The 10,879-nt window shown below is 51.3% G+C and carries 9 protein-coding genes; 4 read left to right on the forward strand and 5 right to left on the reverse strand.

The window, feature by feature from the left end; translation table 11 throughout:
* Positions 1–2: 2 nt before the first annotated feature.
* Entirely contained in the window at positions 3–2,093 is a 2,091-nt protein-coding gene (helD, locus tag L4D19_RS11660; RefSeq protein ID WP_428452608.1) for a DNA helicase IV, read from the reverse strand.
* A gap of 191 nt (positions 2,094–2,284) precedes the next feature.
* On the opposite strand from helD, the gene yccS reads away from it, so the two are divergent.
* From yccS to L4D19_RS11675, 3 genes are all read left to right on the forward strand, one after another.
* A complete protein-coding gene (gene yccS, locus L4D19_RS11665) occupies positions 2,285–4,456 on the forward strand; it encodes a YccS family putative transporter (protein WP_428452609.1) in 2,172 nt (723 codons plus the stop codon).
* 85 nt (positions 4,457–4,541) lie between these two features.
* Complete coding sequence (locus L4D19_RS11670; protein ID WP_428452610.1) at positions 4,542–4,859, forward strand: antibiotic biosynthesis monooxygenase family protein; 318 nt, start codon at positions 4,542–4,544, stop codon at positions 4,857–4,859.
* Between the two features lie 15 nt (positions 4,860–4,874).
* On the forward strand, positions 4,875–5,141 hold the full coding sequence (locus tag L4D19_RS11675) for a GNAT family N-acetyltransferase (protein WP_428452611.1): 267 nt from the start codon (positions 4,875–4,877) through the stop codon (positions 5,139–5,141).
* Positions 5,142–5,181: 40 nt separating this feature from the next.
* Here L4D19_RS11675 and oleD read toward each other — a convergent pair whose 3' ends face one another.
* Genes oleD through L4D19_RS11695 form a run of 4 tightly spaced genes read right to left on the reverse strand, consistent with a single transcriptional unit; the run spans position 5,182 to position 10,046 of the window.
* Positions 5,182–6,267, reverse strand: a complete 1,086-nt coding sequence (oleD, locus tag L4D19_RS11680; protein WP_428452612.1) for a 2-alkyl-3-oxoalkanoate reductase — start codon at positions 6,265–6,267, stop codon at positions 5,182–5,184.
* 21 nt (positions 6,268–6,288) lie between these two features.
* Positions 6,289–8,061, reverse strand: coding sequence for an olefin beta-lactone synthetase (gene oleC / locus L4D19_RS11685; protein WP_428452613.1), 1,773 nt, complete (start codon positions 8,059–8,061; stop codon positions 6,289–6,291).
* A 5-nt stretch (positions 8,062–8,066) separates the two neighbouring features.
* A complete protein-coding gene (locus L4D19_RS11690) occupies positions 8,067–8,957 on the reverse strand; it encodes an alpha/beta fold hydrolase (RefSeq protein ID WP_428452614.1) in 891 nt (296 codons plus the stop codon).
* 39 nt (positions 8,958–8,996) lie between these two features.
* Positions 8,997–10,046 carry a 3-oxoacyl-ACP synthase III gene (locus L4D19_RS11695; RefSeq protein ID WP_428452615.1) on the reverse strand — a complete coding sequence of 350 codons (1,050 nt, stop codon included), beginning with the start codon at positions 10,044–10,046 and terminating at the stop codon, positions 8,997–8,999.
* Between the two features lie 262 nt (positions 10,047–10,308).
* Between L4D19_RS11695 and L4D19_RS11700 the strand changes: the two genes are divergently transcribed.
* Entirely contained in the window at positions 10,309–10,710 is a 402-nt protein-coding gene (locus L4D19_RS11700) for a thioesterase family protein (protein ID WP_428452616.1), read from the forward strand.
* The last annotated feature ends 169 nt before the right edge of the window (positions 10,711–10,879 follow it).

Genomic DNA, 10,879 nt, shown 5'->3' on the forward strand with positions numbered 1-10,879 from the left:
CATTAGCTTCTGGCAGCTTTCATCCGTTTTATTTTATTCATAACCGGGTATTTTTCATCAATCAGCTCATTGATAAACGGCGAAGTCTTTTCTGGATCTGCGCACACCCATACATGTTTTTTCGCCCGCGTCAGCGAAACATAAAACAAGCGACGCTCTTCGGCATCGCTGAAGGCTTCATTACGGGCCTGAAGACAACCAGCCAGCCCAGTTTCACGATCAGGTGCCGGGAAGGTCCCCTTGTTCACATCCAGAATGAACACGTAATCCGCTTCCCGCCCTTTACTTGCATGGCAAGTCATGAAGTCCAGCGACAGCTGCGGCCACTGGCTCTGCCACTCTTTAAGCTTTTCAGGGCGCTGATTGTTATTGCGTCCTAGAAGCAACACCGAGGTTGGTTTGCTATTTTGCGAAGCCAGCTGTACCAACTCTTGTTCCAGCAAATCCTGACACAAAAGCGTCACCGCCTTGCGTTTTTGCTTCTTGAAGCTAGTCAGGTTCTTCTTCAGCTGCTGAGGGTTTTGCTGAATAAACACGTTGGCAACTTCGCCGATCATGCTGTTAAATCGATAGGTAGTGCCTAGCTCGGTAATATGGCTCGAGCCAAAGCGCTCTTCAAAACCGGTCGTCAGGTTAACATCAGCACCGGCAAAACGGTAAATTGCCTGCCAGTCATCACCGACGGCAAACAACGTCGGGTGGCTCTTTCCTTCCTGTGACGACTTGCAAAGTGCCTCAATCAACGCCAAACGGTGTGGCGAGATATCCTGATACTCATCCACCATAATAAAGCGCCATTCCGGTACGTACTTTCCTTCAACGACATATTCCGTCGCTTTTTGGATCATGGTGTTGAAGTCAATTTGCTTATTAGCTTTCATGTATTGCTGATAAGCGCGGAAACATGGCCACAACAAGGCCAGCTCACTCTTCATCCTCGCATGCGAAGCATTGCCTTCACTGGTCTCAATACTCTGGCTCAGCTCCGACTTATTTGCCCCCCGCTGACCGATAAGCTCGATATGACGCCAGATCCAGGCGGCCAGCTGCTCGCTTTTGGCCTGCTTCTCCATCGAGTTATCAGCCTTGAACCCAGGGATCCGCCACTGGGTCAGGTGCTTTTGCCAACGTTTCGCGGACGCCGCTGTCTGCCATTGCTCGGTCAGCATCCCGGCAATCCAGCTGGCGCGGGCTTTTTCATCCAATGCCAAGGGAGAAACATTCGGCTGCTCGCCTTCAACAGATTTGATGATCTGGGTACCCAGACTGTGGAAAGTGGCGACCTTAATGTTGCTGTTCACTTTCTGGCCGAGACGCTCGCCCATTTCCTCGGCAGCCTTACGGCCAAATGCCAGCATCAAGATCTCTTCTGGCTGTGCAACCTGATTGGCAACCAGATAACCTGCACGCGCAACCAGCACACTGGTTTTACCGGTACCTGCTCCCGCCAATACTAAGTTATGATCTTGGTTAATTAACACCGCTTCACGTTGCGATTCGTTGAGGGGAGAAGACTCAAATTTATCAAACCAGGATGACCACTTGTCCGCTTCTTGTTTCAGCCATTGCTTATTGGTTTCCTCCACCCATGTAGCATTATCTTCCAGCCAGGGCGTGACTTTCTCAAACGCCATAGGGCGAAACGATGTAGCCAGTTCATGAGACAGCCCCGTCATTGCCAGCGATTGTTGCAGAAAATGGTTAAGGCACTGATGTTCAGACTGGCGCAAATAGCTTGTCTGACCGGCAAAGTCATCTATCCGGCTCAGCATGTCAGGCAGCACGCTATCGAGTTTCTCAACCCGACCCTGCGCCCAGCTTCGATAGGCTTCGAGCAATATCTCGGCAAACTGTTTGCACTGGCTCCAAGGTAGCCCGTGTACCGTCCAGCAGTATTCCTGATCGGCCGAGGTGATTTCCATTGATCCCCAAATCACACCACGATGCACAGCAATCGCACCATCCCAGTCATCAAAAGGGATTTCCTCCGACTCGGTCTGACTATCCAGGATCAGGCTATTCTCAGCCAATTCAATGCTGCAATAGTCTCCCTGAACCAACCACTGTGCTAGCCAACTGGCTGTTAAACGCATGCTGTCACCCAAAGCTTTCCAAAAACAGGTAAAGAGTAGCAAGAACTCCGGTTAGGCCATAGCACCAGAACAGCCATTTGAGTAAAATTTCTGCTAATAAATGCATTAGCCACTATTTTTACAAGGGGTATATACCCTTTGAGATATGAACTTTGGTATCTTTACCGCTCCACCTAACTAACTGAGCCAACATGCAAACCAGCCGCTTAAAACTTGCTTTTCGCCGCTACTGGGCGAACGACAGAATTAACTACAGTATTCGAGTTCTTATTGCGCTGGTCGGGATCGCATTCCCCTGCTGGTATCTGGACGCTACAACCGAAGTCACACCGCTGGTTTTGGGGATTATTGCCGCCGCTCTTGCCGAAACCGACGATAACCTGACCGGACGGATCAAAGCCCTGGTGATGACCCTGGCCTGCTTTCTTATTGCGGCGTTTTCGATCGAAATTCTGTTTGACTACCCAGTTCTGTTTGCAATCGGTCTGTTTAGCTCGACCTTCGGTTTTATTATGCTGGGCGCAATGGGGGCGCGTTATGCCAGCATCGCTTTTGCATCATTGTTGCTGGCGGTCTATACCATGCTCGGTGCCGATCATAGCGTGAATCTCTGGTATCAGCCGATGTTGCTGCTGGCCGGTGCGTCTTGGTATGGCCTGCTCTCTCTGACATGGCAGGTCTTGTGGCCCAACCAACCGGTACAGCAAAGCCTGGCTGCCGTTTTTACCGAATTTGCCCACTACCTCGACAGTAAAAGCAAGCTTTTCGAGCCTGTTAACAACATGGTACCGCAACCCTTGCGGCTAGAGGCTGCCGGACAGAATGCCCGGGTCGTCGCAGCCCTTAACGGTGCCAAAGCCACTTTACTCAACCGCGCCCGTCGTGGCCGACCGAACGATACCGGCGACAAGTTCCTCAAGATCTACTTCCTGGCCCAGGATATTCATGAGCGGGCAAGCTCTTCGCACTACCGCTACCAAGACCTGGCAGCCGCGTTCCAGCGCAGCGATGTTCTGTTTCGTTTTCAGCGATTACTGACCAGTCAGGCCAAGGCCTGTCGAGAAGTTTCGCATGCGCTGGCAATGGGCAAACCCTACCGGCATGGTGCAGACAGTGTCAGAGCGCTCGACGAGCTTCAAGAGTCGCTACTGTATCTGAAAAACCAGCACAACCCGAAGTGGCGAACCTATCTGATCCAGCTCGAGTACCTGTTCAACAACCTTGCGACAGTAGAACGCCAACTTTCAAATGTGAGCAACCCCGATGTCGCCCAGACAGGCAATGATATAGAGCTGGCCGACAACGAAGCACGCAATATGAAAGCACGCTGGCAACGTATTACCAGCCAGTTCACACCGGACTCTATGCTATTTCGCCACGCCTTGCGGATGGCTATCGCCCTGACCGTCGGTTACGGCGTCATTCAGGCTCTGGAGCTGGAACGAGGCTACTGGATCCTGCTTACCACCCTGTTTGTCTGCCAGCCTAACTACAGCGCTACACGCCAGAAGCTGGTCCAGCGAGTCATCGGTACGCTGGGCGGCCTGCTGGCCGGTATCCCTCTGCTTTACTTATTCCCTGGTCAGGAAGGACAACTGGTGCTCATGGTGTTAGCCGGGGTATTGTTCTTTGCGTTCCGCACCGTGCGCTATGGGCTGGCAACCGCGTTTATTACCTTGCTAGTGCTATTCTGCTTCAATCAGCTTGGCGAAGGGTACGCAGTGATCCTGCCGCGTTTAGGAGATACCTTGCTCGGCTGCTTGCTGGCCGTGCTGGCTGTTAGCTTTATTTTGCCTGACTGGCAGGCAAACCGACTGCACAAGGTCATGGCCTCGGCCATTACCACTAACCGCGACTACCTCGGTCAAATCATCGGCCAGTACCGAATCGGCAAAAAAGACAGCCTGAACTACCGCATTGCCCGCCGTGACGCCCACAATACCGACGCCCAGCTAAGTACTGCCATCAGTAATATGCTGGCCGAGCCCGGCCGCTACCGAATGGCAACCGACGAGAGCTTCCGCTTTCTGACGCTTAATCATGCGATGCTGAGCTATATCTCGGCCTTAGGTGCTCACAGGACCCAGCTCGATGATGAGCAAACCCATCACCTGGTCGCCAAGGCACACCGCCAGATCCACGCGCACCTTGATTGCCTGGCGGAACAACTCGACGGCAACCAATGCAGTCAGGCACCAAGTTCGGATACCGATCTAGAGCAACAACTTGCCCAGTGGCGGGACGAAGACTGTAAGTCCGTCCGTATGGTCCTGCAGCAGCTTCACCTGATCCAGCGAATGCTGCCAGAGCTACACTCGCTGGCCAACAAACTTGCAGCCAGAACCAGCAAACAAACGGCCTAGCGCAAAAAAGTGACTTGAAGCCGGACTGTGATAACCTGCCGCTTCAAGTCACTGCAAATTGAACACCACACTGAAAGGAATCAGTATGTCCGGGATTGCCAATACACCTGAACCACCTTATTACGCCGTTATCTTTACCTCCGAACGCACCGAAGGTGACAACGGCTATGGGATCATGGCCGATAAAATGGTCGAACTTGCCAGTATACAGCCCGGCTTTCTGGGTATCGAATCTGCAAGAGAGGGCGTCGGTATTACCGTTTCCTACTGGCGCGACTTAGCAGCAATCAAAGCCTGGAAGGCAAATGCAGAGCACCAAATAGCACAGAAAAAAGGCCGCAAAGAATGGTATTCAACGTTCAAGGTCAGGATATCCAAAGTCGAACGAGACTATGGTATCTAGCACGGTATTTGCGGGTTGATTAAGCGCGACTCACTGGATGATGTCGACCTTGGCTATGGCTTCCTGCCGGACTATTTCGGTCAGGGGTTTGGTTATGAGTCAGCGCAGGCGGTCATGGAGTATGGTCGACGGGAACTCAAAATGAAAAAGCTCGTCGCCATTACCACAGCTGACAATCAACGCTGTATCAAACTGCTGAACAAACTGGGGTTACATTTTGTTGAAAATATCGAAGAGCCCGAAGCCGCACCGGCTCTCGGACTTTATGCCGTGGAATTATAACTAGGTACCTGAAACTATAATTTAGCGTCTGGAACTATAATTAAGCGTCCGAAAGCGACGCTTTCAGTTTCTTCATACCGCTATCAATGCTGACCAACGGCGTATATCCCAAGTCGCGTTTGGCGGCGGTGATATCAAAATAATGGCTCGTCGACAGTTGCCTTGCCACAAAGCGAGTCATAACCGGTTCTTCTTTTTTGCCCAACGCCCCGTATACCCACTCCAAAAACGAGCCGACACAATAGGCCAAGCCAGCAGGCACCCGCTTGTTAACTTCGGGTAAGTCGGCGCTTGCCAGTATCTTGTTTAGCATCGCCGCCATCGTAATAGGCTCGTCGTTGCTGAGAAAATACGCCTTGCCGGCACACGCTTTTTCATCCCCAGACAGGCCAATAGCAGCCAATATATGGGCATAGGCGGCATTATCAACGTAAATCGTATCAACCAGTTTATCTTCCCTGCCGACAAGCTTTAAGCGACCCGCTCTGGCACGCTCAATCACCCGCGGTACGAGATGGGGATCACCCGGGCCCCAGATGAGGTGGGGACGCAGAGCAACAGTACTCAAACTACTATAGTTTGCCTCAAGGATCAGCTGCTCAGCAATGGCCTTCGACTCTGCATAGTAGTTAAGGTAGTTGTCAGCATAAGGAGCAGACTCGTCAATTCCCGCTTCATCCCTTCCTGCAAATGTCACACTCGGTGTGCTGGTGTACACCAGCTTATCTATATCGAGCACCTGGCACGCCTCAATGATGTTACGCGCACCATCCACGTTTGGGCGGAAATAAGCGTCCTTTTCGCCCCAGACACCCGCTTTCGAGGCAACATGGAAGACCACATCACACCCTTGCATCGCAGCCAGTAATGCCGGTTTGTCACAGATGTCACCCTTGACCATCCTGACGCCCATCAGCTCAAGATCCGGATAACTCCCCCGAGCAAAGCCCGTCACCTCAATCCCCGCTGCCCGCAGGTAGCGACAAATGGCCTTACCCAGAAAGCCTCCTGCTCCAGTTACAAACGCATGGCTAACCTTCAGCGCCAGCGCCTGCAGTGCCTTTGATTCTTCAGGCAGGAGTTCGTGATTAACCGTGCTACCGGAGATAGTTAGATCGCTTACCATCGAGTGCCTTTTGTATGTTCGTTATTTAGAAATACTGTCTTGTGCCCAAACGGCGAGTTTCTCTCGGAAGATTTTCGCATTGTGGCGAATATCAACAGGGAAGTCAGGATGGATCAGGAAATCAGCAATGCCTGCGGTTTGGCGATGTTTCTCACCTATAGCTCTGAGCTCGTCATAAAAATGCTCTACCGCTGATTCTGACTTTTCTAACTCAACCCCTTTTTCAAGCTCTACACACAACAACGGCGCAGTCTCGCCCCTGATTTCTACACCGACTAGCGCAGTACGTCTGACTTTTGGGTGAGTATTGAAGATACGCTCACATGGGATCGAAAAATAAGGCTCATCATCGAATGTCGAACCTGCACGATTGGCCTCGACCCGGTGGGCTTTACGACCACACATCCACAATTGGCCATGCTGGTCGAGATAACCTAAATCTCCCATACGGTGGCGAACACTGTGCTCAGCCGAGCCATCAGCAATGTCTATGATCTTGGCTTGTTCAGTCGCACTGGCACGACGGTAATAAGAGTGGCTGACCATCGGTCCTTTCACGACAATTTCACCAATCGTACCTACCGGTAGTCGCAATGCCTCGTCCCAATCAGTGATTGGATCTTCTGTGATCGCAATGATCGCCACATCAACCCCATCAACTGGCCTCCCGACGCATATGCCTCCACCGCTATCAGTAATATCGGTTGTATTAAGGAGCTTCTCACTCCCGATCATCGTCAGCGGCAAGGACTCTGTCGCACCATATGAATTTAATACCTCGACACCGTCTTTCAGCATCTTGCTAAAACGGGCAATCGATGAAATCGTCGCCGGCGCGCCGGCAGAAATCACCCGTCGAATGCTGGGCAAGGTATGTGGACTCGTTTTTGTAGTTCTTGTAGTCGTTGTTCCGGCTTGCCCCAGCCGCTCAATAAGGGCCGGATTGACAAACATATTGCTGCATTGATATTGCTCGATTGCAGCAAAGAGGTTGTCAGGGTTAGCGGTGATCGGTTTGCTGGCATCCATATCAGGCACAATCGATGCCATCCCAAGCGCAGGTCCGAAAAGGGAGAACAACGGGAAAGTGGCAAGATCGCGCTCACCAGGAACAATGCCGTAATCGTTTTTCAGCACATTGATTTGTGCCTCAAACATGGCATGGGTATACACCACCCCTTTGGGCGTTCCGGTGCTACCACTGGTGAACAAAATCGCGGCCATTTCATCATTGCCGAGCAATGCCATATTGTGGGTTATTGGCGTCTCGTTATTCTCGTGTGAGGATTGAGAGTTTGCATCGACTTTCAGCAAGGCCTTAAGGCTTGTACCGCCAAAGGCTTTGGCAAATAGCTCACTGCCGCCGACAGTCAACAAACGACGGACACTCGGCTTGCCCCAACCAAATAAACAGCGCGCCATATGGGCTTTCGGGATCCCGATGAACGCATCGGGCTCGGCCTCGGCGAAACACTGCCTGAGATTCTTTATCCCCATGCCCGGATCAACAAGGATCGGGATCACACCGGCTTTGAACAGGGCAAACGTCAGGGCAAAGAAATCCAGGCTAGGTGTTACCATCAGCACCGCTTTCATGCCGCGGGTAATGCCATACTCAGCAAGTACCAGGGCAATACGATCACTCTCGGCATCAAGCTCTGCAAAGTTCAGTTCCTGATAGCGGAACCTGCCAGTCAGCAACCGCTTTTGCACCGCGACAGCAAGCGCGCCTGGCGTTTCTTCCGCAGCTCGCTTCAGGTGACGACAGATATTGGCCTGATGCTGTTCAGCCATGTGGGCTATACCTCGCTCGACGGCGTATTATTAAGAAAATCCGTGATCAGCGGGACAACTTCGTCACTCGCATCTTCGAGAATATAGTGGCCGCAGTCAGCAAACTCATGCACCGTTGCATGCGGCATCCTCTCACGCCACTCAGCCAAGAAATGCTTGTCAAAGACAAAGTCTTTCAGCCCCCAGCAGATTAACGTCGGCACTTGTGAGAAGCCCGGTAGGCTGGCGGCAATATCAGAGACGAGCTGATAGTTTCTGTCGCCTTCGCGCAGCGGAATATCCTGAACAAAACGCAAGGTAGAAATCCGGTTTGCCCATGAATCAAACGGCGCAACATAGGCTTTGCGCACTTCCGGGCTCATCGGTTTACGTTTTACCCCCACATAAGATGCAATTGACGAAAACGCATTGAAGCCACGTACCAGCCCGGTACCTAGTAACGTATTGCGGCAAATCCACAGCGCCCACGGAAAAGGCTTTGATTCAGGCAGGTGAAATGCACCGGTGTTCAAGACCACCAGACGCTTGATCCGATCAGGGTAGCGAGCAGCATACCCCATGCCGATCATTCCGCCCCAGTCATGAACCACCAGAGTGATATTTTCCCGTACATCCAAGTGTTCCAGCAACGCCTCAAGATCGTCGATACGGTTGCTCAGAGTATAATCATATCCATCATCATCCGGCTTGTCGGACAAACCGCAGCCAATATGATCCGGCACGATACACTGATGGTTATCGCTTAATGCTGTTACCAGATTACGGTAATAGAACGACCAGCTGGGATTACCATGAACCATCACAACAGGCTCGCCCTGCCCCTCATTGAGGTAGTGGAGCTTATGACCGTTGCGATCAAGAAAGTTGCGCTTAAAGGGAAACAATGTGTCTAACATGACCATCCTTATTATGTACTGTTTGGTAGTTACCGACCGCTACCACTTAAGACCCAACATCATGCAGTTAAGCCCGCTCCCTATACCCAGGAAGCTCACATTGTTGCCCGGTTTCAAAAAGCCGTGATCATGCGCCATCGCGGCGGTAACAGGCAAAGAAACACTGCCCATGTTTCCCATCAGACGATAGGTCGGGAATTCTTTACCAACAGGAATGTTCAACGCATTTAGCACCTGTTTCCGGTTAGATGCTCCGACTTGGTGACAAATAACCTTGTCGACCTGATCGACAACCCAATCACGCTGCTCGAGAAAATGCTGCCAGGTATCACGCGCCAGCTGAACCCCTTCCTTAAGCAGGCTCACACCGTCGGTACGCATATACTCGCGGAACAACTGCGGCCCCACTTCCTGCAGGCCCCACTGGCAAAGATCATGATGCTCCGGTGCCGACAGATGGCTAGCACCCAACAATTGGTGCTGGCGCGTATTGCGAAGCGGGAGACTACCGTCAGTCAGCAACACAGCAACAGCTCCCGAGCCGCCGGTCAGTGTTGCCAGCGACTGCGCAAAGTTCTGCATGGTCGGTTCGGCCAGCATATGATCAATGGTAATGTCGACAATGTGGCGGGCTGACTCACAAGAAACCACCAGACCGGCTTTGATCTGTCCCAACTCGATACGGTTGGCGATATCAAGAATGCCGGAGAGCACGCCAAGACAGGCGTTGCTGATATCGTAAATGGCGGTATTGTTCGACACACCCAGCTCAGAGGCAATTCGACAGGCGGTAGCCGGTTCATGCTGATCGCGGCATACGCCGGTATAAATAACAGCACCCAGATCCTCGACTTTGACACCCGTTTCATCAATCGATTTACGGGCTGCGGCAAGTGCGCCATCAGACAGTACATGTCCCTTCGGCCACCAGCGACGCTCTTCGATCCCGGTTAACGCGGCAAGCTGCCCCATCGGGATTCGGAATTTCTGATACAAAGGAGCTAAACGGGATTCAAGCTCTGAACTTGTGACCACTTGTGGTGCTAGCTCGTAAGCCAGACTATTGATAAAAACGCGGGAATATTTCATTCAACTATTGTAACTGCTCACTATCTCGGTCAAAACGGCACCGATCGTCATTATTTATGCTTACTTGCGCGACATTGGAGCAAGAAAAGAACGAGGATTCAATAAAAACTGCCAGATAACGAGATGTAGGCTGGCTCATATGACCAGTACAAAAGATATTATGTCAAAGGCAAACCTCATGTAGAGTGCCACTCGTGATACTTATTCTTGCTCCGGCAGAAAAGTATAGAACACCTTATTGATTTGAGAGACAGAAACCAAGATGAGCAAGGTATATCACCACCCGGTACAAATTTATTACGAAGATACTGACCACTCAGGCGTGGTATACCACCCTAACTTTCTCAAATATTTCGAACGCGCACGTGAACATGTCATTGATAGTGACAAGTTGGCGCGGCTGTGGAACGAACATGGACTAGGGTTTGCAGTCTACAAGGCTAATATGACCTTCCAAGATGGTGTTGAGTTTGCGGAGATTTGCGATATTCGCACCACATTCACCCTAGACGGCAAATACAAGACCCTGTGGCGTCAGGAAGTCTGGCGACCGGGTGCCACCCGGGCAGCCGTTATCGGCGATATCGAAATGGTCTGCTTGGATAAAGAAAAGCGTTTGCAGCCTGTTCCCGAAGAAATCCTGCGCTCCATGATGGGCGAATGACCCACGGTTTCACGCATTCCTGTCACCTTTCAACCATGCTTATTTGCAAAAATGAGGCATAGGTCAAGTTTTTGTGAAAACCTGAGTATTTACACTAAAATCACGCAGCTAATCTTTTAAATTCAAATATTTATAAGTATTGATAATACAATAAAACAGGTTTTCGATT

The organism is Photobacterium kasasachensis (assembly GCF_050336885.1).
Taxonomy (GTDB): domain Bacteria; phylum Pseudomonadota; class Gammaproteobacteria; order Enterobacterales; family Vibrionaceae; genus Photobacterium; species Photobacterium kasasachensis.